We start from the raw sequence: 26413 nt of genomic DNA, 5'->3' as shown, positions 1-26413 counted from the left end.
GGTGTGTGAAGAGGCAGTTTCATGTGTCAGGTCCCGGACCAGGAGCGACCTAGTCGCCCTTGACGTTCACGATCTGGCGCAGCGTGTGCCGGACCTCGACCAGGTCGGCCGCGTCGGCCATCACCTGGTCGATGTCCTTGTACGCCGCCGGGATCTCGTCGAGGAAGGCGTCGGTGTCGCGGTACTCGATCCCCGCCATCGCCGTGCGCAGCTGCTCCCGGGTGAACGTCTTGCGCGCCTTCGACCTGGAGTACCGCCGACCGGCCCCGTGAGGGGCCGAGTTCAGCGACATCGCGTCACCCTTGCCCGCCACGACGTACGACGCCGTCCCCATCGATCCCGGGATCAGGCCCATCCGCCCCTCCTCCGCGTTGATCGCGCCCTTGCGGGAGAGCCAGACCGAGCGGCCGAAGTGCTCCTCCTGCTCGGTGTAGTTGTGGTGGCAGTTGATCTCCTCCTGCCGCACCACCTCGTCACCGACCCAGTCGGCGAAGCAGGCGAGCACCCGGTCCATCATCTCCTCGCGGTTGAGCAGCGCGTAGGTCTGCGCCCAGCGCATCTGCTCGATGTAGGACCAGAACTCGTCGGTCCCCTCGACGAGGTAGGCCAGGTCGCGGTGCGGCAGCTCGATCCGGTTCCGCTCGCAGTACGCCCGCGCCACCCCGATGTGGTGCTGCGCGATCTTGTTGCCCACGCCCCGGGACCCCGAGTGCAGGAACAGCCACACCCGGTCGAGCTCGTCGACGGTGATCTCGATGAAGTGGTTTCCCGAGCCCAGCGTGCCGAGCTGCAGCTTCCACCGCTTGGCGTACGACGCCGGGTCGAACCCTGCCTTCTGCGCCAGGGAGTCCAGCTGCTCGATCCGGTCGTGGGTGTGCTGGCGCGAGATGTCGCGGTTGGCGACACCGGCGCTCAGCGGGATCGCCTGCTCGATCGCCCGGCGCACCCTGGCGCGCTCCTGCGGCAGCTGCTTCGCGGAGTAGTTCGTGCGCACCGCGATCATGCCGCAGCCGATGTCCACACCCACCGCAGCAGGCATGATCGCCCCCAGAGTGGGGATCACCGACCCCACGGTCGCGCCGAGGCCCAGGTGGGCGTCGGGCATCAGCGCCACGTGCGGGTGGATGAAGGGCATCGTCGCCGCCGTCTCTGCCTGTTCCCGGGTGTTGTCCTCCAGGATCGAGGCCCAGTTGACCAGCCTCTTCGAGATCTTCTCCATCGTCCTTCCTCTGTCGGTGCCCCGCTCCCGGTGAGTGGGGCCGGGGAAGCCTCCCAGCCGGTGGGGGCGATGTCACCGGGTTATCGGTCGGGCGGGCGTCCGGTTTCCCAGGTGATGAACCCGAACTGCCTCTTCACACACCCCACGCCGTGTGTGAAGAGGCAATTTCGTGTGCGAGGTGGCGGGTCCCGGGCCTGGCGCCGTACGCCGCGGGCCTGCGCTCAGGGCCGGACCATCGCACGCCCCCAGGTGACCGCTGCCTGCACCGGTTCGGGCACGGTGTCGGCCATCTCGCGGTCAGGTCGGGCACCGAGCGCGTCGTTGACGGTCGAGAACGCGAGCCGCAGCGACACGAACAGCGTCAGGGCCAGGACCTGGGCGTCGTCGAAGCCGGCCTCCCGCAGGGCGGCGACGTCGTCCGCGGTCGCGGCGTTGGGGTTCGCGCTGACGCAACGCGTCCAGGTCGCCAGCGCCTGCTCCCGCGCGCTGAGGGTCTCGTCCGAGCCGGTGAGCGCGCCGACGGCGACCTCCGCCCCGGCCGCGCCCGCGAGCTTGTGGCCCCACGCGAGCGCGCAATAGGAGTCACCCAGGGTCGAGGCGGCTGCCGTGACCATCACGCCGCGCTCACGGAACGACAACCCCGCCGCGGCCGCCGCAGAGCCGATCAGCTCGAACAGCGCGTCATGCTGCGCCGGAAGGTGTCCCCACAACCGGGAGACGTTCATGACGAAGCCCATCTGCTCCACGTCCTCGTCGAAGAGGCGTTGCAGCTCGGGGCTCGGGTCCGGCGCTCGCAGGAAGCTGGCAGCACTCTGGGATGGCGACTCGTCCATCCCTGGACGATAGGCCAGTCGGCGTACGCACCGCGATGATGCTGCGGCCAGCCCGCGTCCACAACGGCGTACGACGGCAGCGCCGTCCACAGCGCGACGCCGCGGACCCGACGAATCAGGCTCGCCGGGACCACCGTGGCCCGCATGGACGACCCACTGCGACTGATCGCCGAGCAGCACGGCGTGTTCCTGCGGCGCGAGGCGCTGGACTGCGGATACGACGACAAGACTCTGGCGCGGATGCGGCGCAGCGGGACCCTTCACCGGGTCCGGCAGGGGGCGTACTGCTTCGGCGACGTCTGGGCGACGTACTCCGGCGAGGAGCGGCACCTCACGCTGGCTCGCGCCGTGCTCAGGACCACGCCGGGGCCGGTCGTGCTCAGTCACACCACGGCGCTGCTTGCCCATGGCATCGCCGTGTGGGGCGCCGAGCTCGGCCGGGTGCACGTGACCCGGCTCGATGACGGGGCGGCGCGGATCGAGCGCGACGTGGTGCACCACGTCGCCGTCTGTCCCCTCGAGGAGGTCGTCGAGGTCGGCGGGCTGCCCGTCGTGACCCCCACCCGCGCCGTGGTCGAGGCCGCCACGGTCCAGAGTCTCGAGTCCGCGCTGGTCTCGGCCGATCACGCCCTGCACCTCGAGCGGTGCACCCCGTCGGGGCTCTACGACATGTTCGGCACGATGCGGCACTGGCCGGGCTCGCAGAAGATCCACGTGCTGCTCAACCAGATGGACGGGCGCGTGGAGTCGGTGGGGGAGTCCCGGTCGCTGTACCTGTTCTGGCGCCAGGGCCTGCCGCGGCCCGAGCTCCAGTTCGAGGTGTACGACGACCGCGGGGTACTGGTCGCAGTCCTCGACTTCGTCTGGCACCGGCAACGGATCTTCGGCGAGTTCGACGGTCAGGTGAAGTACGGCCGGCTCCTGCGCGACGGCGAGGACCCGGGGACGGCGGTGTTCAGGGAGAAGCAGCGCGAGGACCTGGTCCGTTCGATCACCGGCTACCGCTGCGCACGGCTCGTGTGGCGCGACCTCTCCAGCCCGCGCGAAACAGGTGATCGGTTCCGCGCCGTGCTGGGTGCGGCCGCCTGATCGTCGTACGCCGCGCGCCTGCCTCCTGGTCGGGCCCACCCCTCTTCACACGCGAAACTGCCTCTTCACACACGGCGTGACGTGTGTGAAGAGGCAGTTCGGGTTCATCACCTGGGAAACCGGACTACCGGCCCCCGGCCACCCTCAGACGTCGAAGCTCCCCGACTCCAGGCGCGCCTTGACGTCCTGGAGGAAGCGGCCGGCGTTGGCGCCGTCGACCAGCTGGTGGTCGTAGGTCAGCGCGAGGTAGACCATGTGGCGCACGGCGATCGTCTCGCCCAGGTTGGGGTCGTCGATCACGACCGCGCGCTTGACCACGGTGCCCGGGCCGAGGATGGCGACCTGCGGCTTGTTGATGATCGGGGTGTCCCACAGGGCGCCCACGCTGCCGAGGTTCGTGATCGTGAAGGTGCCGCCCGACAGGTCGTCGGGACCGATCTTGTTGGCGCGCGTGCGCTGCGCGACGTCGGCGATCTTCTTGGCCAGGCCCGCGATCGAGAGGTCGCCGGCCTCCTTGACGACCGGGGTCAGCAGGCCCTTCTCGGTGTCCACGGCGAACGCGACGTTCTCGCTGTCGTGGTAGGTCACCTCGCCTGCCTCCAGGTCGAAGGTGGCGTTCAGGGCCGGGTGGGCCTTGAGCGCCTCGACCGCAGCCTTGGCGAAGAACGGCAGGTAGGACAGCTTCACGCCCTCGCGGGCCAGGAAGTCGGCCTTCACGCTGTCGCGCAACCGGGCGATGTTGGTGACGTCGACCTCGACGACCTGGGTCAGCTGGGCGGTGGTCTGCAGCGAGTCCACCATCCGGGTCGCGATCACCTTGCGGAGGCGCGAGATCTTCTCGGTCTTGCCGCGCAGCGGGCTCGGCGCGGCCGCAGGTGCGCCCGCCGAGGACTTCTCCGCCGCTGCCGGTGCCTCCTGCGACTTCGAGGACTCGGCGGCCGCGAGCACGTCCTGCTTGCGGATCCGCCCGCCCACCCCGGTGCCCTTGATGCTGGACAGGTCGACGCCGTGCTCGGAGGCCATCTTGCGCACCAGCGGGGTGACGTAGGTGCCGCCGTCGGAGGAGGACTCCTTCTTCGCCGGCTCCTCCTTGGGCTTCTCCTCGGCCTTCGCCGGCTCGGGCTCGGGCTCAGGCTCCGGCTCCGGTTCGGGCTCCGGCTCCGGCTCGGGCTCCGGTTCGGGCTCCGGCTCGGGCTCGGGCTCCGGTTCGGGCTCCGGCTCAGGCTCAGGCTCAGGCTCAGGCTCCGGCTCGTCGTCCGAGTCGTCGGAGTCGTCGGCGGAAGCGGAGCCGTCGCCGATGATGCACAGCTCGGCGCCGACCTCGACGGTGTCGTCCTCCTCGGCCTTGATCTCCAGCAGGGTGCCGGCGATCGGGGAGGGGATCTCGGTGTCGACCTTGTCGGTGGACACCTCCACGAGCGGCTCGTCGACCTCGACCTCGTCACCGACCGACTTCAGCCAGCGGGTGATGGTCCCCTCGGTCACGGACTCACCGAGCTCGGGGAGGGTCACGGCCTTCCCGCCGCCGCCACCCTTCTTCTTCGCTGCGGGCTTGGGCTCTTCCTCCTCCTCGTCCGCCATCGACTCATCCGAGTCCTCGGCGTCGTCGGAGTCGGCGTCGTCCCCGGAGTCCCCGGAGTCGTCGGCGTCGTCGGCGTCTTCCTCGGGCTCCTCCGAGGAGTCGTCGGCCGAGTCCTCGGAGTCGGCGGAGCCGCCACCCTCACCCTCGTCGCCGATGATGCAGAGCTCGGCGCCGACCTCGACGGTCTCGTCCTCCTCGGCCTTGATCTCCAGCAGGGTGCCGGCCACCGGAGAGGGGATCTCCGTGTCGACCTTGTCGGTGGAGACCTCGAGCAAGGGCTCGTCGACCTCGACGGTGTCGCCCACCTGCTTGAGCCAGCGTGTGATGGTGCCTTCGGTGACGGACTCGCCAAGTTCGGGGAGCTTCACAGGTGTCGACATCGGGTTCCTTCGCTCGTTTCTTCAGTCCGGGTTGAGGCTAGTCCAGAGTCCAGCAGTTCAGGTATGTGCGTGCAACGGCTTGCCCGCTAGAGCGAGGTGTGCCTCGCCCAGCGCTTCGTTCTGGGTGGGGTGCGCATGCAGCAGGGGAGCGACGTCCTCAGGGTAGACATCCCAGCTGCAGATCAGCTGGGCCTCCCCGACGAGCTCGCCCACCCGGGCCCCCACCATGTGTACGCCGACCACGGGACCATCCGTGATCCGCACCAGCTTGACGAAGCCCTGGGTCGCGAGGATCTGGCTCTTGCCGTTCCCCCCGAGGTCGTAGGTGAGCGTCTCGACGCCGTCACCGTGCTGCTCGCGCGCCTGCGCCTCGGTCAGCCCGACCGAGGCGACCTCGGGGTCGCAGTAGGTGACGCGGGGGATGCTGCTCTCCGCGACAGGAGTGGGGGAGAGGCCGGCGATCTCCTCGGCGACGAACACGCCCTGGGCGAAGCCGCGGTGCGCCAGCTGCAGGCCGGGGACGATGTCGCCGACGGCGTACACGCCCTCCAGCGAGGTGCGGCAGCGCTCGTCGGTCACCACGAAGCCGCGGTCCATCTCGACGCCCTGCTCCGCGTAGCCGAGCCCGTCGGTGCGGGGGCCACGGCCCACCGCGACCAGGAGCAGCTCGGCGTCATAGGTCTTGCCGCCCTCGACGGTGAGGGTGACCCCGGTGTCGGTGGTCTCCACCGACTCGAACCGGGTGCCGGTGGCGAACCCGATCCGGCGCTTGCGGAACGCGCGTTCCAGCGCCTTCGAGGACTGCTCGTCCTCGGCCGGGAGCAGCCGGGGGAGTGCCTCGACGATGGTGACCTCGGCGCCGAAGGAGCGCCACACGCTGGCGAACTCGCAACCGATCACCCCACCCCCGAGGACGATCACCGAGGACGGGACGCGCTCGAGGCGCAGTGCCTGGTCCGAGGTGATCACCCGGGTGCCGTCGATCTCGAGGCCGGGCAGCGACCGGGCGTAGGAGCCGGAGGCGAGCACGACGGCCTTCCCGGCGTACGACGTCTCGTCGACCTCGACCGTGCGCGTGCCGGTGAGCGTCCCGGTGCCCTCGACCACTGTGATGCCACGTCCCCTGACGAGACCGGCGAGGCCCTTGAACAGCTGGCCGACGACGCCGTCCTTGTAGGCGTTCACGCCGTCCATGTCGATGCCCTCGAGGCTCGCGCGCACCCCGAACCTCTCCGAGTCGCGAGCGGCGTCGGCGACCTCGGCGGCGTGCAGCAGCGCCTTGGTGGGGATGCAGCCGGAGTGCAGGCAGGTGCCGCCGAGCTTGTCCTCCTCGACCAGGGCCACGGTGAGCCCGAGCTGGGCAGCGCGGAGTGCGCACGCGTAGCCACCTGAGCCGGCGCCCAGGATGACGACGTCGAACTCACGGCGCTCCGGCACGCCTGCCTCCTCCCGTTCAGCGACCCGTTCCCGCGACACGGTGGTCCAGCTGTGCGCCGGGAACCGGGTTGTCGACCCTCATCCAATCATCACGCCTCCCGGCGGGCGATAAGGCCCGGTTCGTGCGTGCTGCGACCCCCCATGCGCCACACTGTCCCCATGGGTTTGCTTGATCGGTTCCGGCGCGGTGCTCGCCGCCATGGTGGTGGTGCGGGCGGAGGCGTGACCACCCGCGCCAACGACGACGCCGACCAGCGTCACCTGCTGGAGTTCGTCAGCTCACGCCGCGGCGTCGAGGGCTTCGTCGAGCCCCGCACCACGGTCACCGACGTGACGCTGCTGCTGGTCGCCCACGACGGCGAGTGGACCCGGCGCCGGGTGCCGTCGGTGCAGTGGGCCCACGACTTCTGCAACAAGCACGCGGTGCCGAGCTATGACGCGGGCCTGGTCGGGATCCCGGCGCGGATGCGGGAGTACAACCGGCGCGAGAAGGAGCGGCAGAAGCAGCAGCTGCGCCGCGACCTCGACGGCGGCGGGCACAGCTCCGACTAGTCGGAGTCGGTACCCGCCTCGGCTGCGTCCGCGAGGGACTCGGCGTACGCGAGCAGCGTGGTGATGCCGTAGCCCGTGGCGCCGGAGGGGAGGTGGCCCCAGGGGCCGCCCGTGTTCCAGGCCGGCCCCGCGATGTCGAGGTGGGCCCACGGGGTGGTGCCCACGAACTCGCGCAGGAAGGCCGCGGCGTAGACCGAGGATCCCCACCGGATCCAGTTGTGCTGGAGCACGTCGGCGATCTTGGTGTCGAGCACCGCCTCCCGGCTCTCCTCGGGCAGGGGCAGGCGCCACACCAGCTCGCCACTCGCCTCGGCGGCAGCCGTGACGGCGGCGGTGGTCTCGTCGTCACCGAAGACGCCGGCGACCTTCTCGCCGAGCGCGACGATGCAGGCCCCGGTCAGGGTGGCGACGTCGATGACGGAGTCGGGCTCGTCCTCGACGGCCATCGCCAGGGCGTCGGCCAGGATCAGCCGGCCCTCGGCGTCGGTGTTGGTGACCTCGACGGTCTGGCCGTCGTGCATGGTGAGCACGTCACCGGGGCGCATCGCGGTGCCGGAGACCATGTTCTCGGCCATCGGCGCGTACGTCGTCACCGCGACCGGCACGCCGAGCTCGGCGATGGCGAACGTCGCGGCGATCACGGCGGCGGCACCGCCCATGTCGTACTTCATCGTCGCCATCGAGCCGCCCGGCTTGATGGTGAGACCGCCGGAGTCGTAGGTGATCCCCTTGCCGACGAACGCGATGCTGCTGCGCGCCTCCTCGGGCCGGTAGGTGAGCCGGACCAGCCGAGGCGGGTTGGCGGAGCCGCCGCCGACGCCGAGGATGCCGCCGCAGGAGAGCTCCTCCAGCTCCTCGACCCCGAGGACCTCCACCTTCACCTTGCTGCGCTTGGCCCGGCCGGTGAGCTCCTTGTCGAGCGCCACCACGGCGTCGGCGAACAGCTCAGGGGTGAGGTCGTTCGGCGGTGTGTTCACCCAGTCCCGGGCCCGGTGCACGATGCGGCCGACAGAGCGTGCGGCCTCGAGCGCCGCGATCGCGTCGTTGCGTCGCGCGGCGTCGCTGAGGATCGAGACGTCGGCGAGCCCGGCCTCGTCGGACTTCGACTTGTAGCGCGTGAACGAGTAGCTCCCGGAGATGAACCCGTCGGCGACGGCGCGCACGTGCTCGGCGTCGTGGGCCGGGAGCGCCAGCGAGACGGAGGCGGCGTTGCCGATGCTGCGGGCAGCGACGCCGGCGGCACGGCGCACGCGCTCGGGGGTCACCTCGTCGGCGGCCCCGAGACCGATGACGAGCAGCTGGCCGGCCTTGATCGTCCCGGCCGTCGGCAGCCGCAGCGTCTCGCCGTGCTCACCGCGGAAGCCCATCGAGGTGAGCAGCGGGCGGAACCTGCGTCCGTAGGCCTCGGCCACCTCCTCGGATCCCGTGCAGGCGGTCAGGTCACCGTTGGGGGCCTTCACCACGCCGATCACGACGAGGTCGGTGCGGGTCTTGGCCGGGCTGCCCTTGCGCAGCGTGTACGTCGTCACGAGGTCATGCTAGGCCGTGGGCAGCACGCTCCCTCGCACCCGGCGCGGGAGCGGCCGGGCCCGGATCGGCCCGGGGGAGACTGCGGTAACTTCGCGTCCATGTCGCTCATGCACTCGCCCCTCCACGACCGTCACGTCGCCGCCGGGGCCAAGCTGGCGGAGTTCGGCGGCTGGGAGATGCCGCTGGAGTACCCCACCGGGGTGCTCAAGGAGCACGCAGCGGTGCGCGAGCGCGTGGGGATCTTCGACGTCAGCCACCTCGGCAAGGTCGCCGTCAGCGGCGAGGGAGCGGCGGCGTACCTCAACCGGTGCCTGAGCAACGACCTCGACCGGATCGGGCCTGGACGCGCGCAGTACACCCTGGCGTGCGACCCCGACACGGGCGGCATCGTCGACGACCTGATCGCCTACCACCGTGCGGACGACGACGTCCTGCTCGTCCCCAACGCCGCGAACTCCGCGGGCCTGGTCAGCCGGCTCGAGGCCGGCAGCCCGGCCGGGGTGAGGATCACCGACCAGCACACGACCCGCGCGGTCCTGGCGGTGCAGGGCCCGAGGTCGGACGAGGTGCTCACCGCGCTCGGACTGCCGGTGGGGCACGACTACATGTCCTTCGAGGTGGCCACCTTCGCGGGCGAGGAGGTCGTGGTGTGCCGCAGCGGCTACACCGGGGAGCGCGGCTACGAGCTGATCGCGGACAACGCGGTCGCGCCGGCCCTGTGGGACGCCCTGGTCGAGGCGGGCGAGCCGCACGGCCTGATCCCCTGCGGCCTGGGTGCCCGGGACACGCTGCGCACCGAGATGGGCTATCCGCTCCACGGGCAGGACATCAGCATCGAGGTCACGCCCGTCCAGGCCCGACTGGGCTGGGCCGTGGGGTGGTCGAAGCCGGAGTTCTGGGGCAAGGAGGCGCTCCTGGCCGAGAAGGAGGCGGGAGCCAAGGTGCTGCTGCGCGGCCTTGTCGCCCAGGGGCGTGGGATCGCCCGCCCGCAGATGAGCGTGAAGCTCACCCGCGACCTCCCGGTCGGCCACGTCACGTCGGGGACGTTCTCACCGACCCTGCGCAAGGGCGTGGCGCTCGCGCTGATCAACAACCAGGTCGAGCTGGGGGCCGAGGTGCTGGTCGACGTACGTGGTCGCTCCGAGGTCTTCGTCGTGACCAGGCCGCCCTTCGTGGAGACCGACGTACGCGACTCCTGATCCCGTTTTGCCGACCATCCAGTGAAAGGTGTCCACCCGTGACCAACATCTCCGAGCCGGCCTTCGGCAGCACCGCCCGCAGGCAGGACCAGGTCCCCTGGTGGTGGCAGCTCGTCGACGCCGACGGCCGCGTGATCACCCCCGAGGAGCGGATCGACTTCCCCACCCGCAGCGACGCGGAGTCGTGGCTGGGGGAGGCCTACCCGGACCTGGCCGAGGACGGCGTCGAGTCGGTGACCCTGTTCGAGGGCGACCGCGAGGTCTACGGACCGATGTCGCTCTCGGCCGGATAGCCGGCCGGCGTCAGCGCGGTGCGCCGCCGATCTTGACGGTCGGCTTGGGCATCCGGAGCCAGCGCAGCTGGAGCACCCGCATGATCGTGTAGAACGTGGTGCCCCGCAGGCTCTCGTCGGGGAACTGCGCGCGCAGCGCCCGCTTGAGGCGGAACAGCAGCCAGGTCGTGTCGAGCGCGACCACCAGGATCGTGGTCGCCCAGAGCCGGCCGCTCGCCTCGACGAGGTTGGCGTTGCCGGAGTACTGCATCAGCATGATCACGACCAGCAGCGGCAGCAGGAACTCCGCGATCGAGATGCGGGCGTCGACGAAGTTGCGGATGAACCGCTTGACCGGCCCCTGGTCGCGCTTGGGCAGGTAGCGCTCGTCGCCGGTCCTCATCCCGTGGCGGGCCTTGGCGTTGGCCTCGGCACGGCGCTCGCGCTGGAGCTTCTGCGCGGCCTTCTTGTCCATGCCGGCCTTCGCGCGCTCACGGCGGGCAGCCTCGGCCTCCCGGCGGGTCGGCGTCGGGCGACCCTTGGCGCCGGGGCCCTTGGGCTCGAGCACGGTGGGCTGTTCGTCGGTTTTGCTGTTTCGGCGGAACACGGGGCCTTCCGGGGACATGACGGATCGATGGTGGAGGGGAGTGAATCGCCAGAGTACCGGGCCAGGGAAGCCAAGGAACATGGGTCGGCGGCGTGCTCCTCTCGTCCCACTGGGCGCGGCCCGGTAGGTTGACCGCATGAGCATGATGAAGCGGATCAGCACGATCTTCCGTGCGAAGGCCAACAGCGCCCTCGACAAGGCCGAGGACCCCCGGGAGACCCTTGACTACAGCTATCAGCGACAGCTCGAGATGCTGACCAAGGTACGCCGAGGCGTCGCGGACGTCGCGACCAGTCGCAAGCGCATCGAGCTGCAGCGCAACCAGCTCCAGACGCAGGCCGACAAGCTCACCGAGCAGGCGCAGAAGGCACTCTCGATGGGACGCGAGGACCTGGCCCGCGAGGCGCTCACGCGCAAGTCGGCGCTCACCGGGCAGATCGGCGACCTCGACGCCCAGCACCAGCAGCTGCAGGGCGAGGAGGAGAAGCTGACCCTCGCCTCTCAGCGGCTGCAGGCCAAGGTGGAGTCCTTCCGTACCCGCAAGGAGACGATCAAGGCCACCTACACCGCCGCCGAGGCGCAGACGCGCATCGGTGAGGCGTTCTCGGGCATCTCCGAGGAGATGGGCGACGTCGGTATGGCCGTCCAGCGCGCCGAGGACAAGACCCAGGCGATGCAGGCACGCGCCGGTGCCATCGACGAGCTGATCGCCTCGGGCGCGCTCGACGACGCCAGCTCGATCAACCGGGGCGACGACATCAGCCGTGAGCTGGAGTCGATGAGCGCACAGTCCGACGTGGAGGCCGAGCTCGCCGCGCTCAAGGGCAGCTCCGCTCCCGCCATCGACGCGCCGGAGCCCCGCTCGGCGCCGGAGAGCGTCGTGGAGGACACCGAGGTCCGCAAGGAGGAGCAGCCGTGATCGTGCGCATCCTCGGCGAGGGACAGCTCAAGCTGCCCGACGACCAGATGGACATGCTCAACGAGCTCGACCGGGCGGTCGAGGCGGCGGTCGAGGCCGGCGACGAGGCGACCTTCACCACCACGCTCGCGGCGCTGCTCGACGGCGTACGCCGGGTCGGTGCCCCGCTCCCGGAGGAGTCCCTCGAGGACTCCGACCTGATCCTGCCTCCCGCTGACGCCACGCTCGAGGAGGTCCGCGAGCTGCTGCTCGAGGGCGACGGACTGATCCCGGGTTGAGCGGACACCGCTGATGGCTCGTACCCGGTTCCTTCCCGACCGCGGCCTCACCGTCCGGATGACCACGGTGATGTTCCTGCTCGGTGCCCTGTTCGTCGCGCTCGTGGTGACCGCGATCTACTTCGCGGGCAGCGGGCTCGGCACCCTGATCGGCATCGCCGGCATCGGGGTCGCCTTCTTCCAGTGGTGGCGCTCGGACACCGTCGCGATGCGCGCGATGGGCGCCTACGAGGTCACCCCTGAGCAGGCCCCCGAGCTGCACGGGATGATCGACCGCTTGTGCGCGATGGCCGACATGCCCAAGCCGCGGGTCGCGATCGCGGACACCGCACTGCCGAACGCGTTCGCCACCGGGCGCTCCCCGAGCCGCTCGGTGGTGTGCGTGACCACCGGCATCCTGCGCACGCTCACGACCGAGGAGCTCGAGGGCGTGCTGGCGCACGAGCTCTCCCACGTCGCCCACCGCGACGTGCTGGTGATGACGGTCGCCGCGTCGGCGGGCATCACCGCCGGGATGGTCACCCGGGGCGCCCAGTTCGGCAGCCTGGGGCGCTCGCGCAGCAACAACAACGGGGGAGCGGCGGTCCTGGTGCTGATGCTGGTGGTGAGCCTGGTCGTCTACGCGATCAGCTTCCTGCTGCTGCGCCTGCTCTCCCGCTACCGCGAGCTGTGTGCCGACCGGGCCGGCGCCTACCTGACCCAGAAGCCCTCGGCCCTGGCCTCGGCGCTGACCAAGATCAGCGGGCAGATGAACGCGGTCCCCGAGCGCGACCTGCGCGCGGCGCAGCCGATGAACGCCTTCTTCATCACCCCCGCGGTCCGTGGCCTCGCGCTGGGGACGCTCACCTCCACCCACCCGCCGCTGGAGCAACGCCTCGACCAGCTGGCGAAGATCGCCGCCAAGCTCGGGCAGACGTACTAGCCATGGGCCTGTGGGACGCGATCAGGGGGCGCTCGCGCCCCCGTGAGGCCAACCTGGACGCACTCTTCGCGCTGCCTGCTGCCGCGATGACGCTCGAGGCCGGGATGGGGCTGCGCCCGATGGGTGTGGGGTCCGTGTGCTTCCGGGCCGCCGAGGGGCAGGCGGCGCTGGTCAGCCAGCGCGAGGCATCGGCACTGATCGCCGTGGACGGCGGGCCGGCCACCGAGAGCCGGGTCGACGAGTACGGCTACACCTGGCTGACCGTGCGGGCCGCGCCCGAGGACACCAGCGGCCTGGTGACCGACCTGCACGCGGTCAACTCCGCGCTCGAGGCGCAGGGCTTCGGTACCGGCCTGCTCTGCTCCGTGCTGGGGTTCACCTCCGAGACGACACCGCCGGTCTACCTGGTGTACCTGTACAAGCAGGGCACTTTCTATCCTTTTTGTCCTGTTGGGTCCGGAAATCGAGATACGCTCCTGGAGCGTCAGGTCCGTGACGCAGTCGGAGCGGACCTGCCCATCGAGCCAGACGTCAGCCGATGGATGCCTATCTGGGGCATACCGGGCAGCTGAGACGCAGTCAGCGTCGCCGCACCTCACTCTCGGAGCAACAGGTAACGATGACCCCGCCCGCACCGCAGGACCTCGAGATCGCCGACTACCAGATCCTCGGGGGTGAGCAGCCGGAGCTCGACGACCTCGCCGCGGTCGCCGGGCGCCTCGTGCACGTCCCGGCGGTCGCGATCAACGTGATGAGCTCGCACACCCAGACGACGATCGCCTCCTATCACCTGGACCGACAGGCGTGCTCGCGCGACCAGTCGATGTGCGGCGCGCTGCCCGAGGCGACCAGCACGTTCCAGGTGGTGGACGCATCCGCGGACCCGCGCTGGGCCGATCACCCGTTCGTCAACGGCGAGCAGGAGTCCTTCCGGTTCTACGGCGTGGTGAGGCTCGTCTCCCCGCGGGGGGTCGCTGTGGGCACCCTGTGCGTCTTCGACCGCCAGCCGCGCCGGCTCACCGACGAGCAGCTGGGGCTCCTGGAACGGGTCGCCAAACGGGTCGTCGACCTGCTCGAGCTGCACCGGCGCACCCACGAGCTCGAGCAGACCGTCCTCGAGCTCACCGCGGCCCGCCAGGAGCTGCAGCGCTCGAACGAGATGCTGGACATGTTCACCGGCCAGATCGCGCACGACCTCCGAGGCCCGCTGACCGGCCTCTCGATGACGCTCGGCACGCTTCGCGAGGAGTTCGACGGAGACGAGAGCGGGGACCGGGCGTGGCTCCTGGACCGGTCCCTGAACAGCGTCGCGCGGATGAACACCCTGATCGGAGACATGCTCGACTTCGCGGCGCTGGGGTCCCGCCCCCAGGACGGGGAAGTGGACCTGCGTGCCGTGCTGGAGCTGGTCCGCGAGGACCTCGAGGCCGCGCTGGAGGGGGTCCTGCTCGTGGGAGAGCAGCTGCCCGTCGTACGCGGTGGTGCCACGCACTGGCGGGTGGTGCTGCAGAACCTCGTCGCCAATGCGGCGAAGTTCACCCGGCACGTGGAGAGCCCGTTGGTCCGGGTCAGCGCCGGCACGGACCTCACGGGCTGGTGGCTCGAGGTGGCCGACAACGGCCCCGGCGTCCCGGTGGCCGATCGGGAACGCGTCTTCGGCCTGATGACCCAGGGAGACGCGACCAAGGGGGGCATCGGCCTCGGCCTGGCAACCTGCAGCCGGCTGGTGCAGGCGTACGGCGGCACCATCGCGATCGGCGACGCGCCCGAGGGCGGCGCGCTGGTCCGGATCACCGTCCCCGAGGCCGGGCCGGCCCCGCATGCACCCCGTGCGGACCGGCTCGCGGCGGTCACGCCGTGAGGGGCCAGCAGGTCCGGCGAGCGCGCACCGGCCCCGACACGGCAGGATGGCTGCGTGCGCGTCGTATTCGCCCCTGACAAGTTCGCCGGAACGCTGAGCGCCCGAGAGGCGGCAGCCGCGATGGCGCGTGGATGGGCGAAACGCGCTCCTGACGACGAGCTGGTCCAGGTGCCGATGTCCGACGGGGGACCCGGCTTCCTCGACGGGCTGCAGGCCGCCCTCGGCGGCGAGCTGCACAACGTCACCGTCGGCGATCCCTATGGCGTGCCCGTCCCTGCCGGGATCCTGCGGGTCGGCGAGACGGCGTACGTCGAGAGCGCCCAGTCGGTCGGGCTGCACCTGACCGAGCCGGAGCAGCGCGAGCCGCGAGTCGGCACGACCCGTGGACTGGGGCAGGTGCTCGAGCACGCCCTGGACACCGGGGCGACGCGGATCGTCGTGGGGCTCGGAGGATCGGCCACCAACGACGCCGGTGCCGGCCTGCTCGCAGCCCTGGGGGCGACGGCCGAGGGCGGAGCACTGGACGAGGGGCCGGCCGGGCTGTCGGCGCTCACCTCGGTCGACCTCGAGGCCGCCCGGGCCCGGTTCGAGGGGGTGGAGGTCGTCCTGGCCAGCGATGTGGACAACCCGCTGCTGGGCATCAACGGGGCCACCAAGATCTACGGCCCGCAGAAGGGCGTGACCGAGGAGCAGCTGGTCACGGTGGACGGGTGGCTGCAGCACTTCGCCGACCTGACAGACCGCAAGCTCGCTGCGCAGAAGGGCGCCGGCGCCGCGGGCGGGCTCGGGTTCGCGCTGATGCTGCTCGGCGGCACCCGCGCGCCGGGGGTGGAGCTGGTCGCCGAGGCGGTCGGGCTCGCGGACCTGGTCCGGGGCGCGGACCTGGTGGTGACCGGTGAGGGTGCCTTCGACTTCTCCTCACGCTCGGGCAAGGTGCCCTACGGCGTCGCGCAGGTGGCCGCCCAGCAGCTGGTCCCGTGCATCGCCCTCGCCGGGCAGGTGCTGATCGGCTCCCGCGAGATGCGGGCGCTGGGGGTGGAGTCGGCGTACTCGCTGGTCGACCTGGTGGGGGAGGAGCGCGCTCTCGGCGCTCCCGCTGAGGCGCTGGCTGAGCTCGCCGCGCGCACGGCCCGCACCTGGTCCCGTTGACCTCTGCACTGCCCTGGCCTCGCACGGACGCCTCATCGGCCGGTGGACTCGCGGATACGTGGAATAACCGGCGATGTGCGACCATTGACCAGTAACAAGCGCCTTTCCGATCAGTACTGGAGCATCGATGACCGAGCAGCTCGACACCGCAACCGAGACCCGCACCGACAGCATCAACGTCAGCGAGACCGCCTCCGCGAAGGTCAAGAGCCTGCTCGCGCAGGAAGGCCGCGACGACCTGCAGCTGCGGATCGCCGTGCAGCCCGGTGGCTGCTCCGGCCTGCGCTACCAGCTCTTCTTCGACGAGCGGAACCTCGACGGTGACGTCGTCACCGACTTCGACGGCGTCTCCGTGGTCGTCGACCGGATGAGCGTCCCCTACCTCAACGGCGCGACGATCGACTTCGTCGACTCCATCGAGAAGCAGGGCTTCACCATCGACAACCCCAACGCGACCGGCTCCTGCGCCTGCGGCGACTCGTTCCACTGATTCACGGCCGCGCCAGCGGACGTGAATGATGGTGGTCGAGCAGCGACCGCGACTGAGGAACGAAGTCGCGACGAGCGTGTCGAGACCGGGTGAGGTGAAAGCCAAGCCCCACCAAAGCAAAAACCAGAGGCGCTGTCCCCCACAGGGGACAGCGCCTCTGGTGCGTCCGGGGCCCCTCAGTCGAGGTGCAGGTGCATCCGCGACGCAAGGTGGGCAGCGGCCCGGCTGACCTCGATCTCGGGCTTGCGGACCTCGCGCGGGTACTGGTCGTAGGCGAGCGAACGGGGCGCGGAGGTGAGTGCGGTGTTGTCGATGCGCTCGCGGGGCAGCATGATCGAACTGGCACAGGCGGTGCAGTCGAGGTGCATCTGGTTGGCGGAGTCCTGGTCGTCGTAGGCAAGGCGCTCGTAGGTCATGCCCCGACGCTAGGGGCTACCAACTGGTAGCCCCACGCTTACCCATCGGTAGTGTTCGTGTCTCCCCAGGTTTCACCAGGTCGTAACAAACGAGGACCCCTCATGTCGCTGCTCATTGCCGGATCGATCGCCACGGACCACCTGATGAGCTTCGGCGGGAAGTTCGCCGACTCGCTGGTGGTGGACCAGCTCGACAAGCTGTCCGTGTCCTTCCTCGTCGACGACCTCGAGATCCGGCGAGGAGGGTGCGCGGGCAACATCGCGTTCGGCCTGAGCCGGCTCGGCCTGCGACCGGTGATGGTGGGCGCCGCGGGCACGGACTTCGCCGACTACCGCTCCTGGCTGGAGCGCCACGGGGTCGACTGCGAGTCCGTGCGGATCTCCGAGGACCTCCACACCGCGCGCTTCGTGTGCACCACGGACGCCACGATGGCCCAGTTCGCCAGCTTCTACCCCGGCGCGATGAGCGAGGCCCGGCTGATCGAGCTCGAGCCGATCGTCCGGCGCGTGGGGGAGCCCTCCTACGTCCTGGTCGGCCCCGACGACCCCGAGGGGATGGTCCGGCACACCCAGGAGTGCCGTGAGCGTGGCTACGCCTTCGTCGCCGACCCGAGCCAGCAGCTCGCCTTCGGTGAGGGCGACATGATCCGTGAGCTCGTCGACGGCGCCGCCTACCTGTTCTCCAACGAGTACGAGTCGCACCTGATCGCGCAGAAGACCGGCTGGTCCGAGGAGGAGATCCTGTCCCGGGTGGGCACCCAGGTGATCACCCTCGGCCCGGCGGGCGTGCGGATCGTGGGCACCGACCAGGAGACCGTCGAGGTCGGCGCCGTCCCCGGCGTGGTGGCGGTGGAGCCGACCGGCGTCGGCGACGCCTTCAGGTCCGGCTTCCTGGCCGCGCTGGAGTGGCGGCTGACGCACGAGCGGGCCGCCCAGGTCGGCTGCGTGCTCGCGGCGTACGTCGTGGAGCGCGTCGGCACCCAGGAGTACTCCTTCACCCACGAGGAGTTCCTCCAGCGCCTGGCGCAGGCCTACGGCGAGGCTGCTGCGGCCGACGTACGGCCCCACCTGGGGTGATCCCGCACCCTCTCGACCCGCTCAGCCCGGGGCAGCGCCGAAGCACACTGCGCGGGGCGACGCGCGCCCGCCCTGCCCGGGCCTTGGCCCCCGGCGAGTAGTAGGGTTTCCAGAGTCCCCAACAGGTCAGAAGTCCGCGTCAGCTTGGAGAAAGGGCTCGTCCGTGAGTCTGCTTTACCCCCCGCGCTTCCGGCGCGTAGCACTCGGAGGCCTGTCGGCCACGACGCTGCTGCTCCTCAGCGGTTGCTCGGCCGCGCAAGAAGGTGAGTGGGAGCGTCTCGCGATGCCCCTCCCGGCGAGCAAGGAAGCTCCCTACATCCTCGACCTGTGGATCGGGGCCTGGATCGCGGCCATGATCACCGGCGTCGTCGTGTGGGGCCTGATCCTCTTCGTCTCCGCGCGCTACCGGCGTCGCAGCGAGAGCGAGATCCCGGTGCAGACGCGCTACAACCTGCCGATCGAGATCTTCTACACCGTCGCTCCGATCATGATGGTGATCGTCTTCTTCTTCTTCACCCTGGAGACCCAGGACAAGGTGCTGAAGGTCTCGAAGGACCCCGACGAGGTCATCACGGTCGTCGGTCAGCAGTGGTCCTGGTCGTTCAACTACAACCTCGACTACGACGACGACACCAAGAAGTACGAGCCGGTCGCGGGCAAGGAGGTCGTCCACGAGGTCGGCACCACCGCGGACCGCCCCACGCTGTGGCTGGTCAAGGACAAGACCGTGACGCTCAACCTGGCCTCACCCGACGTGATCCACTCGTTCTGGGTCCCGGCCTTCCTGTTCAAGCTGGACGTGGTCCCCGGACTGCACAACGAGTTCACCGTGACGCCGACCCGCACGGGGACCTTCGTGGGACGGTGCGCCGAGCTCTGCGGCGTCTACCACTCGCGGATGCTCTTCGACGTCAAGGTCGTCGAACAGGCGGAGTACGACGCACATCTCGAGGAGCTCGCCGAGCGCGGCTCGACCGGCCCAGCCCTGGGGGGCGTTGACGCCCAGGAAACCGCGGGTCTGAAGACCGGCGACAGCGTAGGAGGAGAGTAGTGACTGCCGTCTCTGACGCGCCCACCAGCGCGATTGTCGACGCCCCGAACCCCAGCATGGGGCAGCAGGTGGTGCGGGTCCTGACGACCACCGACCACAAGCTGATCGGCAAGCTCTACCTGACCACGTCCTTCATCTGGTTCCTGATCGGCGGCCTGATGGCCCTGGTGATCAGGTCCGAGCTCGCCTTCCCGGGCCAGCAGGTCGTGAACGAAGAGCTGTACAACCAGATGTTCACGATGCACGGCACGATCATGCTGCTGATGTTCGCGACGCCGCTGTTCTTCGGCTTCGCCAACGTGCTGATGCCGCTGCAGATCGGTGCTCCCGACGTGGCGTTCCCGCGCCTGAACATGCTGAGCTACTGGTTCTACCTGTTCGGCTCCGTGATCACGATCTCGGGCTTCCTGACTCCTGGCGGCGCCGCGAGCTTCGGCTGGACCGGCTACACGCCGCTGTCGAACGCGATCCGGTCGCCCGGAGCCGGCGGGGACCTCTGGATCATGGGCCTGTACCTGATGGGTCTGGGCACCATCCTGGGCTCGGTCAACTTCGTCACCACGGTCATCTGCATGCGCGCGCCCGGCATGACGATGTTCCGGATGCCGCTGTTCACCTGGAACACGCTGATCACCAGCCTGCTCGCCCTGATCGCGTTCCCGATCCTCGGTGCGGCACTCCTGGCGCTGGAGGCAGATCGCCAGCTCGGCGCCCACGTGTTCGACCCAAGTCACGGCGGGCCGATCCTGTGGCAACACCTGTTCTGGTTCTTCGGACACCCAGAGGTGTACATCATCGCGCTGCCGTTCTTCGGCATCGTGACCGAGATCCTTCCGGTCTTCAGCCGCAAGCCGATCTTCGGCTACGTCGGCCTGGTCGGCGCGACCCTGGCGATCGCCATCCTCTCCGTCGCCGTGTGGGCGCACCACATGTTCGTCAGTGGCGCGGTCGACCTCGCGTTCTTCTCCGGGATGACCTTCCTGATCGCGGTGCCAACCGGAGTGAAGTTCTTCAACTGGATCGGGACGATGTGGGGCGGATCGATCTCCTTCGACACCCCGATGCTGTGGTCGATCGGCTTCCTGGTCACCTTCCTCTTCGGTGGCCTGACCGGCGTCATCCTGGCCTCGCCCCCGCTGGACTTCCACGTCTCGGACTCCTACTTCGTGGTGGCGCACTTCCACTACGTGGTCTTCGGCACCGTGGTGTTCGCGATGTTCGCGGGCTTCTACTTCTGGTGGCCGAAGATGACCGGCAGGATGCTCGACGAGCGGCTCGGCAAGATCCACTTCTGGCTGCTGTTCATCGGCTTCCACACCACGTTCCTGGTCCAGCACTGGCTCGGGGTCGAGGGGATGCCGCGTCGCTACGCCGACTACGCAGCCTCGGACGGGTTCACGCTGCTCAACCAGGTCTCGACCGTGGGAGCGTTCCTGCTGGCCTTCTCGACGCTGCCGTTCCTGCTCAACGTCTACCTGACCACCCGTGCGCCGAAGGTGACCGTGGACGACCCGTGGGGCTGGGGACGCTCGCTCGAGTGGGCGACCAGCTGCCCGCCGCCCCGGCACAACTTCCTCACCCTGCCCCGGATCCGCTCGGAATCGCCGGCCTTCGACCTCCACCACCCGGAGATCGCCGCGCTGGAGTACTCCGACAACGAGGGTCTCGGTGAGGACGGCAAGGTCTCCGACGCACCGGACATGGAAGGCCGCCCGGGACAGGTCGGCAAGGAAGGCGACGCCCGATGAAGAACGAGACCCTGATCTTCGTGATCTGTTCCATCTTCTTCTTCCTGGTCACTCCCGCCTACTGGTACATCAGCGGCGACTACACCGGCACCACCGCACTGGCGATGACCTTCCTGCTGGTGGCGCTGATCGCCTTCTACCTCGGCTTCCACGCCCGCAAGATGGGTCCTCGTCCCGAGGACCGCAAGGACGGGGAGATCGCCGAGGGGGCCGGCGAGCTCGGGTTCTTCCCGCCGTACAGCTGGTGGCCGCTGTGGTGCGCGCTGTGCGCGGCCGTGATGGTCCTCGGCATTGCACTGGGCTGGTGGCTGTTCATCATCGGGGCGGCGCTCGGCATCATTGCGCTGTGCGGTCTCGTCTTCGAGTACTACCGCGGAGAGCACGCCCACTAGTCGTTGCGGGGTCGTGACAAAGAAATACGAGACGGCGCGACGATTCTGGCGCCTTGCGTTGTTAGCCTGAGTCGTCGCTGTTTCGCTTTCCGTCTCGTGGGGTTCCAGATGTCCGGTCGGCCGGTTCGTGTGCGCATGTCCCTGATCGCTGTCACCGTGGCCCTCGTGTCGCTGTCGGCCTGCTCAGGAGTCTCCGACGACGATGAGCCGGACGCGGCGCCGGCCGGGAAGCAGCAGGTCGACGAGCGTTCCGCGGCCACGATCTCGAGCAGCATCCGCCCGGGTGCCACCGGGGTCGGCCTCGAGCGCAAGGTACGACTGCGCGTGCAGGGCGGCACCCTGGAGCAGGTCGCGGTCACCGGACCCGGGGGAGCCTCGGTCCAGGGGCGACTGTCCGCCGACAAGACCCGCTGGGTCTCCCAGGCGACGCTCCAGCCGGCGTCGAGCTACCGGATCTCCAGCACCGCCCTCGACGCCGAGGGCCGCCAGAACACCTACCAGGCACAGTTCGCGACCCGCAAGCTCAGCCTGGACGAGCAGACCTTCCCCAGCTTCGTGCCCACGCAGGGCCAGACGGTCGGGGTCGGGATGCCGGTCATCATCCGCTTCGACGTGCCCGTCACCGACCAGGCCTCGATCGAGCGCCACCTCAAGGTGGTCAGCCAGCCCGCCCAGGCCGGCGCGTTCCACTGGATCAGCGACTCCGAGGTTCACTGGCGGCCCCGGACCTACTGGCGACCCGGCACCGACGTGGCCGTGACCGCCGACATTGGCGGCGTCCCGGCGGGCAACGGCATCTATGGACAGAAGGACCGCGCGGTCAAGTTCCACGTGGGCGACGCCATGGTCAGCAAGGTCGACATGAACACCCACCAGATGCGGGTCTTCCGCAACGGCAAGAAGATCCGCACCATCCCGATCACCACGGGGGAGCAGCCGAAGTTCACCACTCGCTCGGGCACCAAGGTGATCGTGGAGAAGTTCCGCCAGAAGCGGATGAACTCCGAGACGATCGGGATCGATCCCGCCAGCGCGGACGGCTACGACCTCGACAACGTCGAGTACGCCATGCGCGTCACCTACTCGGGTGAGTTCGTGCACGCGGCTCCCTGGTCGGTGGGCCAGCAGGGCCGCTCCAACGTGAGTCACGGGTGCACCGGGATGAGCACCGCCAACGCGCAGTGGCTCTACAGCAACTCCAAGATCGGCGACGTGATCGAGTACGTCGGCACCGACCGCGGCACGGACCTGACCAACGGCTACGGGGACTGGAACGTGGGCTTCGACGAGTACCGCTCAGGCTCCGCCCTCAGCTGATCGCAGCACCCGGGGCTAGAGTGTGAGTGGCTCCACCGGGAGGCACCATGCACACCACAGCCACAGCCACAGCACGCTCGGGCGGGCTCGTGCTCGCCACCATCCTGGTCGTAATGGCCCCCACGGTGGCCGTGGCCGGCACCCACCGCGGATCCGACGCGGCCTCGGACGTCGTTGAGTTCCACGAGGACCAGACCACGACGCCACGGCCGGATCGCTCCGACGGAGACATCCTGCGGACCTCGGTCGTGCACGGGAAGCGCCGGGTGACGCTGGCCATCGACCACGCGGACCTGACACCGCCCGCCTCGGCCAACGAGTTCGCCCTGCACTACTTCCGCATCGTCACGAGCAAGCAGCGCATCCGTGAGATTCGCCTGGAGACCACGGCGACCCAACCCTACGGAACGCTGACCATGGAGACGCCACGCGGTGATGCCGTCAGGTGTCGAGGAAGAAGCTGGGCGATCAGCTATGCCAGGAGCTTCGTGAGGGTGTCGGTGCCGCGCCGCTGCCTCGGGCGCCCGAAATGGGTGCGCGTCGCCATGTCCACTTCGAAGGCCCATCCGGCCCGCTTCACCGGGTACACCGATGACGCCGCCTCATCCGGCTCGCCCGGCCCCCTACCGACGTTGGGCCCGCGCGTGTACCGGTAGATCGCCCGGAAAGAGCGAGGGCCCGGGGATGTCCCGGGCCCGTCGCTCTACTGTGGCGTCAGTGCTTGGAACTGAGCTCGTCGCCGCTCACGTCGTGCCGGCCGTCGAACTGGAGCGGGTTCGACGAGTACCGCTCAGGCTCCGCCCTCAGCTCACCAAACCACCCCGGCGTCCTCCTGGTCGCCGCTAGGGTCAGCCTGTGCGAGTCCTGCTGATCCTCTTCCTGGTCCTGCTGGTGCCCTTCTGCCTGGCCCTGTGGGCCTCCGCGCGACGCCCGACCACTCACGAGGTCGACCATGCCGAGGAGCTCCGTGAGCTGGAGGCTGCTCGGGACCTGATCGATCGGTTGCTGGACGCTGCCGTCGACCGGCGAGACGTCGACTCGGTCCTCGCGCCCCTGGTCATCGACGAGATCCGTACGCACCAACGCAGCCTGCGGCAGCGCCCCGACGACGACAAGGACAGCTGAGATGGCACGTAAGGGCGAGTCGGCGCCCACGTCGCGACCGCGGATGAGCGCAATGGGGCTGCCGGTGGTGGCCGCGGTGGTGCTCCTGGCCGTTGCGGGACTGGTGGCGCTGGTGGCGGCGTCCTCGGTGAACACCGGCTCCAACATCACCGCGCTCCAGATCGGCGGCGGTCCGATCGAGGACAGCAAGATCAAGAGATGCATCCCGGCGGGCACCCACGAGAACTTCAACTCGCCGGGGGACAAGTACGCCTACTACCCGCTGTCGGAACGTGACTGGGACGCCACCGGGCAGCGGGGCTCGGACTCTGCGGCGATGCGGTCGGTCTCCAGCGACAACGTGGAGATGCAGGTACCGATCGTCGTCCGGTTCTCCATGGTGACCGACTGCAAGACGCTGAAGAACTGGTACAACGAGCACGGGCAGCGCTACGGCGCCTCGCTGACCGAGGACGGTGCGATGACCAGCGGCTGGGACCTGGCGCTGCGCAAGCTGGTCGCGGACCCGTTGGACGCCCAGCTCGACCGGATCGTCCAGCGCTACCCGTGGCGCAAGGTCTGGAACGACCCCGCGATCAAGGCCGAGATCGAGAGCCAGGTCTCCGACCAGATGGAGACCCTGGTCGATCGCCAGGCACGCGGCCACTACTTCGAGGGCTTCACGGTGCTGGTCAAGAAGCCGTCTCCGATCGACAAGGAGCTGATCGCGTCGATCAACGAGTCGCAGAAGCTGCTCGCAGTCTCCGAGCAGGCGATCGCGCGGGCCCGGGCCGATGTCGCCCGTGCCGACGCCGAGGTCAAGGTCGCGCGGGCACAGGCGGCCAAGCGGCGCGCCGAGATCAACGGCTACGGCTCGACGGAGGCCTATCTCAAGGCGCAGGCCGTCGAGAAGGGGCTCAACCCCTGGCAGCCCACCACCTCGGGTGTCTTCACCAACCAGGGCGGGCAGGGACAGTAAGGCCCTGTGCGGCGCCCGCGGGCCGGTCTGGACGAGACCGAGCGCTTGCAGATTGACGAGGACAGGGCGGTACGCGCGGCTGAGCTGAACCAGGCACGCCTTGGGGCGCCAACTCCCCGTCAGTAGACCCAGCGCCCGGGCCTGCCGCGATCGGCTCGGACGGGCGGAGCAGAGGACGTGCGAGGCGCGCCAGGCCCATGAGCAGGCACGAGAAAGGCCGAGGGGCCCGGGGAGATCCCCGGGCCCCTCGGCCTTGTGGTGCTGCGTCAGTGCTTGGAGCTGAGCTCGTCGCCGCTCACGTCGTGCCGGCCGTCGAACTGGTGGCCGTCGGCCGCCTGGTCGAGACCTGCCTCGTGCTGGTGCTCGATCTCGACGTGGTGGTGCGCCTCCTCGAGCTCGGCCCTGGTGGGCTTCTGCACGTTGCTGCCGTACCAGTACCGCGACAGCGCTGCCCGGATCTTGTCCTTGCGGGCCGTGGGGGAGGGGATGCCGTTCTCGTCGGCCTCCCGTTCCGGCACGTACACCTCGTCGCGGTCCCGAGCCGTGAGCGTGTAGGCACGCTCCACGGGCAGCGGCAGGTGCTTCTCGCTGTAGCCGCCCTGGGCGTCGCGCATGATCACGCCGCTCTCGTAGCCGTGCAGCAGCATCTCGTTGTCGTGACGCTGCAGCGAGATGCACCAACGGCGGGTGATCAGGAACGCGACCACCGGCCCGATGAAGACCGCACCACGCATGAAGTAGGTGATCTGGTTGATGCTCAGGTCCAGCGTCAGCGCGATGATGTCGTTGCCGCCGGCAGCCCACATCAGACCGTAGAAGGTCATCAGCGCGACCATGACCGCGGTCCGGGTCGGGGCGTTGCGGGGGCGCTGGAGCAGGTGGTGCTCCCGCTTGTCACCGGTGATCCAGCCCTCGATGAACGGCAGGACCAGCAGGATCGTGAACATCAGGCCGGGCAGCACGATGATCGGCAGGAACACGTTCCACGACCAGGTGTGGCCCCAGAACACGCTCTCGATGCCCGGCATGATCCGCAGGGCGCCGTCGGGCCACCCCATGTACCAGTCCGGTTGCGAGCCTGCGGTCACCTCAGCCGGGTTGTACGGCCCCAGCTGCCAGACCGGGTTCACGGTCATGAACGCACCCATCAGGGTGAGCACGCCGAAGACGACGAAGAAGAAGCCGCCCGCCTTGGCCATGTAGACCGGGAGCATCGGGAAGCCCACGACGTTGTGCTCCGTGCGGCCGGGCCCGGGCCACTGGGTGTGCTTGTGGTAGACGAGCAGCAGCATGTGCGCCGCGATCAGCGCCAGGAGCAGGCCCGGGAGCAGCAGCACGTGCACCGTGTAGAGCCTGGGGATGATCGAGTCGCCCGGGAACTCCCCGCCGAAGAGGAAGAACGACATGTAGGTGCCGACGACGGGCATCGACTTCATGAAGCCGTCCGCGGCCCGGATGCCGGTGCCGGAGAGCAGGTCGTCGGGAAGCGAGTAGCCGGTGAAGCCCTCCAGGGTGCCGAGCAGCAGCAGCAGGCAGCCGATCACCCAGTTGAGCTCGCGGGGCTTGCGGAACGCGCCGGTGAAGTAGACGCGCAGCAGGTGGATCATCATCGAGGCGATGAAGATCGTGGCCGCCCAGTGGTGGATCTGCCGCATCAGCAGGCCGCCACGCACGTCGAAGGAGATGTTCAGCGTCGAGGCATAGGCCTCCGACATGTGCAGGCCGCGCAGCTGGTCGTAGGAGCCGTCGTAGATGACCTCGACCATGCTCGGGCGGAACCACAGGGTCAGGAACACACCCGTGAGCAGCAGGACGACGAAGCTCCACAGGGCGATCTCGCCCAGCATGAACGACCAGTGGTCCGGGAAGACCTTGCGGAGGTTCTTCTTGGCGAGCCCGGCGAGTCCGAGCCGATCGTCGGCCCACTCGGCGGCCTTGCCGGCCTTGGAGGGTTTTGTGGCCGTCGCCGGCTTCGTGCCATTCGTGTTGGCAATAGTGGTCATTGTCAGA

General features: G+C 69.4%; 27 protein-coding genes. 19 read left to right on the top strand and 8 right to left on the bottom strand.

From position 1 onward, the window contains the following. Window positions 1-49: 49 nt before the first annotated feature. Together AC4BGB_RS03445 and AC4BGB_RS03440 are read right to left on the bottom strand one after the other, a co-directional pair. A complete protein-coding gene (locus AC4BGB_RS03445; RefSeq protein WP_490544735.1) occupies window positions 50-1219 on the bottom strand; it encodes an RtcB family protein in 1170 nt (389 codons plus the stop codon). Window positions 1220-1440: 221 nt separating this feature from the next. Then, entirely contained in the window at window positions 1441-2052 is a 612-nt protein-coding gene (locus tag AC4BGB_RS03440; protein WP_490544733.1) for a carboxymuconolactone decarboxylase family protein, read from the bottom strand. A gap of 144 nt (window positions 2053-2196) precedes the next feature. On the opposite strand from AC4BGB_RS03440, the gene AC4BGB_RS03435 reads away from it, so the two are divergent. Beyond that, window positions 2197-3141 (top strand): type IV toxin-antitoxin system AbiEi family antitoxin domain-containing protein, encoded by a 945-nt coding sequence (locus tag AC4BGB_RS03435; RefSeq protein ID WP_490544732.1) that lies wholly within the window; start codon window positions 2197-2199, stop codon window positions 3139-3141. Window positions 3142-3285: 144 nt separating this feature from the next. Here the strand turns inward: AC4BGB_RS03435 and sucB are convergent, their stop codons facing one another. Both sucB and lpdA read right to left on the bottom strand, forming a co-directional pair. Next, complete coding sequence (sucB, locus tag AC4BGB_RS03430; RefSeq protein ID WP_490544730.1) at window positions 3286-5103, bottom strand: 2-oxoglutarate dehydrogenase, E2 component, dihydrolipoamide succinyltransferase; 1818 nt, start codon at window positions 5101-5103, stop codon at window positions 3286-3288. A gap of 57 nt (window positions 5104-5160) precedes the next feature. Then, window positions 5161-6540 (bottom strand): dihydrolipoyl dehydrogenase, encoded by a 1380-nt coding sequence (gene lpdA / locus AC4BGB_RS03425; RefSeq protein ID WP_490544728.1) that lies wholly within the window; start codon window positions 6538-6540, stop codon window positions 5161-5163. A gap of 159 nt (window positions 6541-6699) precedes the next feature. Between lpdA and AC4BGB_RS03420 the strand changes: the two genes are divergently transcribed. After that, window positions 6700-7092 (top strand): hypothetical protein, encoded by a 393-nt coding sequence (locus AC4BGB_RS03420; RefSeq protein ID WP_490544726.1) that lies wholly within the window; start codon window positions 6700-6702, stop codon window positions 7090-7092. Here the strand turns inward: AC4BGB_RS03420 and AC4BGB_RS03415 are convergent. Next, window positions 7089-8621, bottom strand: coding sequence for a leucyl aminopeptidase (locus AC4BGB_RS03415; RefSeq protein ID WP_490544725.1), 1533 nt, complete (start codon window positions 8619-8621; stop codon window positions 7089-7091). The genes AC4BGB_RS03420 and AC4BGB_RS03415 overlap by 4 nt on opposite strands. A gap of 99 nt (window positions 8622-8720) precedes the next feature. Between AC4BGB_RS03415 and gcvT the strand changes: the two genes are divergently transcribed. Both gcvT and AC4BGB_RS03405 read left to right on the top strand, forming a co-directional pair. Continuing rightward, window positions 8721-9821: a glycine cleavage system aminomethyltransferase GcvT gene (gene gcvT, locus AC4BGB_RS03410; RefSeq protein ID WP_490544724.1), complete on the top strand. Its 1101-nt coding sequence runs from the start codon at window positions 8721-8723 to the stop codon at window positions 9819-9821. Between the two features lie 38 nt (window positions 9822-9859). Next, entirely contained in the window at window positions 9860-10114 is a 255-nt protein-coding gene (locus tag AC4BGB_RS03405; RefSeq protein ID WP_490544722.1) for a hypothetical protein, read from the top strand. A 10-nt stretch (window positions 10115-10124) separates the two neighbouring features. On the opposite strand, the gene AC4BGB_RS03400 is transcribed toward AC4BGB_RS03405, so the two are convergent. Then, window positions 10125-10718: a DUF3043 domain-containing protein gene (locus tag AC4BGB_RS03400; RefSeq protein WP_490544720.1), complete on the bottom strand. Its 594-nt coding sequence runs from the start codon at window positions 10716-10718 to the stop codon at window positions 10125-10127. Between the two features lie 118 nt (window positions 10719-10836). On the opposite strand from AC4BGB_RS03400, the gene AC4BGB_RS03395 reads away from it, so the two are divergent. From AC4BGB_RS03395 to erpA, 7 genes are all read left to right on the top strand, one after another. Beyond that, a complete protein-coding gene (locus AC4BGB_RS03395) occupies window positions 10837-11619 on the top strand; it encodes a PspA/IM30 family protein (RefSeq protein ID WP_490544718.1) in 783 nt (260 codons plus the stop codon). After that, window positions 11616-11897 carry a PspA-associated protein PspAA gene (pspAA, locus tag AC4BGB_RS03390; protein ID WP_490544716.1) on the top strand — a complete coding sequence of 94 codons (282 nt, stop codon included), beginning with the start codon at window positions 11616-11618 and terminating at the stop codon, window positions 11895-11897. The genes AC4BGB_RS03395 and pspAA overlap by 4 nt, the downstream gene beginning before the upstream one ends. Window positions 11898-11910: 13 nt before the next feature. After that, on the top strand, window positions 11911-12819 hold the full coding sequence (htpX, locus tag AC4BGB_RS03385) for a zinc metalloprotease HtpX (protein WP_490544714.1): 909 nt from the start codon (window positions 11911-11913) through the stop codon (window positions 12817-12819). 2 nt (window positions 12820-12821) lie between these two features. Beyond that, window positions 12822-13391 (top strand): PspA-associated protein PspAB, encoded by a 570-nt coding sequence (pspAB, locus tag AC4BGB_RS03380; protein ID WP_490544712.1) that lies wholly within the window; start codon window positions 12822-12824, stop codon window positions 13389-13391. A 47-nt stretch (window positions 13392-13438) separates the two neighbouring features. Continuing rightward, window positions 13439-14680 (top strand): GAF domain-containing sensor histidine kinase, encoded by a 1242-nt coding sequence (locus tag AC4BGB_RS03375; RefSeq protein WP_490544710.1) that lies wholly within the window; start codon window positions 13439-13441, stop codon window positions 14678-14680. A 54-nt stretch (window positions 14681-14734) separates the two neighbouring features. Then, window positions 14735-15829, top strand: coding sequence for a glycerate kinase family protein (locus AC4BGB_RS03370; protein WP_490544708.1), 1095 nt, complete (start codon window positions 14735-14737; stop codon window positions 15827-15829). A gap of 127 nt (window positions 15830-15956) precedes the next feature. After that, on the top strand, window positions 15957-16319 hold the full coding sequence (gene erpA, locus AC4BGB_RS03365; RefSeq protein ID WP_490544706.1) for an iron-sulfur cluster insertion protein ErpA: 363 nt from the start codon (window positions 15957-15959) through the stop codon (window positions 16317-16319). Window positions 16320-16495: 176 nt separating this feature from the next. Here erpA and AC4BGB_RS03360 read toward each other — a convergent pair whose 3' ends face one another. Continuing rightward, window positions 16496-16735, bottom strand: coding sequence for a hypothetical protein (locus AC4BGB_RS03360; RefSeq protein ID WP_490544704.1), 240 nt, complete (start codon window positions 16733-16735; stop codon window positions 16496-16498). 102 nt (window positions 16736-16837) lie between these two features. Here AC4BGB_RS03360 and AC4BGB_RS03355 point away from each other — a divergent pair, with 102 nt between their 5' ends. From AC4BGB_RS03355 to AC4BGB_RS03320, 8 genes are all read left to right on the top strand, one after another. Next, complete coding sequence (locus AC4BGB_RS03355; protein ID WP_490544702.1) at window positions 16838-17812, top strand: carbohydrate kinase family protein; 975 nt, start codon at window positions 16838-16840, stop codon at window positions 17810-17812. 163 nt (window positions 17813-17975) lie between these two features. Further along, window positions 17976-18863 (top strand): aa3-type cytochrome oxidase subunit II, encoded by an 888-nt coding sequence (gene ctaC, locus AC4BGB_RS03350; RefSeq protein ID WP_490544700.1) that lies wholly within the window; start codon window positions 17976-17978, stop codon window positions 18861-18863. Between the two features lie 56 nt (window positions 18864-18919). Further along, complete coding sequence (gene ctaD / locus AC4BGB_RS03345; protein ID WP_490546779.1) at window positions 18920-20611, top strand: aa3-type cytochrome oxidase subunit I; 1692 nt, start codon at window positions 18920-18922, stop codon at window positions 20609-20611. Continuing rightward, window positions 20608-21003: a cytochrome c oxidase subunit 4 gene (locus AC4BGB_RS03340; protein WP_490544698.1), complete on the top strand. Its 396-nt coding sequence runs from the start codon at window positions 20608-20610 to the stop codon at window positions 21001-21003. Before ctaD ends, AC4BGB_RS03340 begins: the two co-directional genes overlap by 4 nt. A 135-nt stretch (window positions 21004-21138) precedes the next feature. Continuing rightward, window positions 21139-22320, top strand: a complete 1182-nt coding sequence (locus AC4BGB_RS03335; RefSeq protein ID WP_490544696.1) for a L,D-transpeptidase — start codon at window positions 21139-21141, stop codon at window positions 22318-22320. 47 nt (window positions 22321-22367) lie between these two features. Beyond that, window positions 22368-22976: a hypothetical protein gene (locus AC4BGB_RS03330; RefSeq protein ID WP_490544695.1), complete on the top strand. Its 609-nt coding sequence runs from the start codon at window positions 22368-22370 to the stop codon at window positions 22974-22976. Between the two features lie 199 nt (window positions 22977-23175). Then, window positions 23176-23445 (top strand): hypothetical protein, encoded by a 270-nt coding sequence (locus AC4BGB_RS03325; protein WP_490544693.1) that lies wholly within the window; start codon window positions 23176-23178, stop codon window positions 23443-23445. Between the two features lies 1 nt (window position 23446). Further along, entirely contained in the window at window positions 23447-24403 is a 957-nt protein-coding gene (locus AC4BGB_RS03320) for an SPFH domain-containing protein (protein WP_490544691.1), read from the top strand. 266 nt (window positions 24404-24669) lie between these two features. Here AC4BGB_RS03320 and qcrB read toward each other — a convergent pair whose 3' ends face one another. Further along, a complete protein-coding gene (gene qcrB / locus AC4BGB_RS03315) occupies window positions 24670-26406 on the bottom strand; it encodes a cytochrome bc1 complex cytochrome b subunit (protein WP_490544689.1) in 1737 nt (578 codons plus the stop codon). Window positions 26407-26413 lie beyond the last annotated feature (7 nt).

The organism is Nocardioides sp. Z30_9, from assembly GCF_058215735.1.
This window is presented reverse-complemented; position numbering and strand designations above follow the sequence as displayed.

Bases quoted from the DNA above. Each gene is read 5' to 3' on its own strand.
- AC4BGB_RS03360 (WP_490544704.1), bottom strand. From the start codon at position 16,735: ATGACCTACGAGCGCCTTGCCTACGACGACCAGGACTCCGCCAACCAG.
- AC4BGB_RS03445 (WP_490544735.1), bottom strand. From the start codon at position 1,219: ATGGAGAAGATCTCGAAGAGGCTGGTCAACTGGGCCTCGATCCTGGAG.
- AC4BGB_RS03435 (WP_490544732.1), top strand. From the start codon at position 2,197: ATGGACGACCCACTGCGACTGATCGCCGAGCAGCACGGCGTGTTCCTG.
- erpA (WP_490544706.1), top strand. From the start codon at position 15,957: ATGACCGAGCAGCTCGACACCGCAACCGAGACCCGCACCGACAGCATC.
- AC4BGB_RS03335 (WP_490544696.1), top strand. From the start codon at position 21,139: ATGTCCCTGATCGCTGTCACCGTGGCCCTCGTGTCGCTGTCGGCCTGC.
- AC4BGB_RS03355 (WP_490544702.1), top strand. From the start codon at position 16,838: ATGTCGCTGCTCATTGCCGGATCGATCGCCACGGACCACCTGATGAGC.
- AC4BGB_RS03375 (WP_490544710.1), top strand. From the start codon at position 13,439: ATGACCCCGCCCGCACCGCAGGACCTCGAGATCGCCGACTACCAGATC.
- AC4BGB_RS03440 (WP_490544733.1), bottom strand. From the start codon at position 2,052: ATGGACGAGTCGCCATCCCAGAGTGCTGCCAGCTTCCTGCGAGCGCCG.
- gcvT (WP_490544724.1), top strand. From the start codon at position 8,721: ATGTCGCTCATGCACTCGCCCCTCCACGACCGTCACGTCGCCGCCGGG.
- ctaD (WP_490546779.1), top strand. From the start codon at position 18,920: ATGGGGCAGCAGGTGGTGCGGGTCCTGACGACCACCGACCACAAGCTG.
- AC4BGB_RS03400 (WP_490544720.1), bottom strand. From the start codon at position 10,718: ATGTCCCCGGAAGGCCCCGTGTTCCGCCGAAACAGCAAAACCGACGAA.
- sucB (WP_490544730.1), bottom strand. From the start codon at position 5,103: ATGTCGACACCTGTGAAGCTCCCCGAACTTGGCGAGTCCGTCACCGAA.
- htpX (WP_490544714.1), top strand. From the start codon at position 11,911: ATGGCTCGTACCCGGTTCCTTCCCGACCGCGGCCTCACCGTCCGGATG.
- AC4BGB_RS03320 (WP_490544691.1), top strand. From the start codon at position 23,447: ATGGCACGTAAGGGCGAGTCGGCGCCCACGTCGCGACCGCGGATGAGC.
- pspAB (WP_490544712.1), top strand. From the start codon at position 12,822: ATGGGCCTGTGGGACGCGATCAGGGGGCGCTCGCGCCCCCGTGAGGCC.
- AC4BGB_RS03395 (WP_490544718.1), top strand. From the start codon at position 10,837: ATGAGCATGATGAAGCGGATCAGCACGATCTTCCGTGCGAAGGCCAAC.
- qcrB (WP_490544689.1), bottom strand. From the start codon at position 26,406: ATGACCACTATTGCCAACACGAATGGCACGAAGCCGGCGACGGCCACA.
- AC4BGB_RS03330 (WP_490544695.1), top strand. From the start codon at position 22,368: ATGCACACCACAGCCACAGCCACAGCACGCTCGGGCGGGCTCGTGCTC.
- AC4BGB_RS03340 (WP_490544698.1), top strand. From the start codon at position 20,608: ATGAAGAACGAGACCCTGATCTTCGTGATCTGTTCCATCTTCTTCTTC.
- AC4BGB_RS03420 (WP_490544726.1), top strand. From the start codon at position 6,700: ATGGGTTTGCTTGATCGGTTCCGGCGCGGTGCTCGCCGCCATGGTGGT.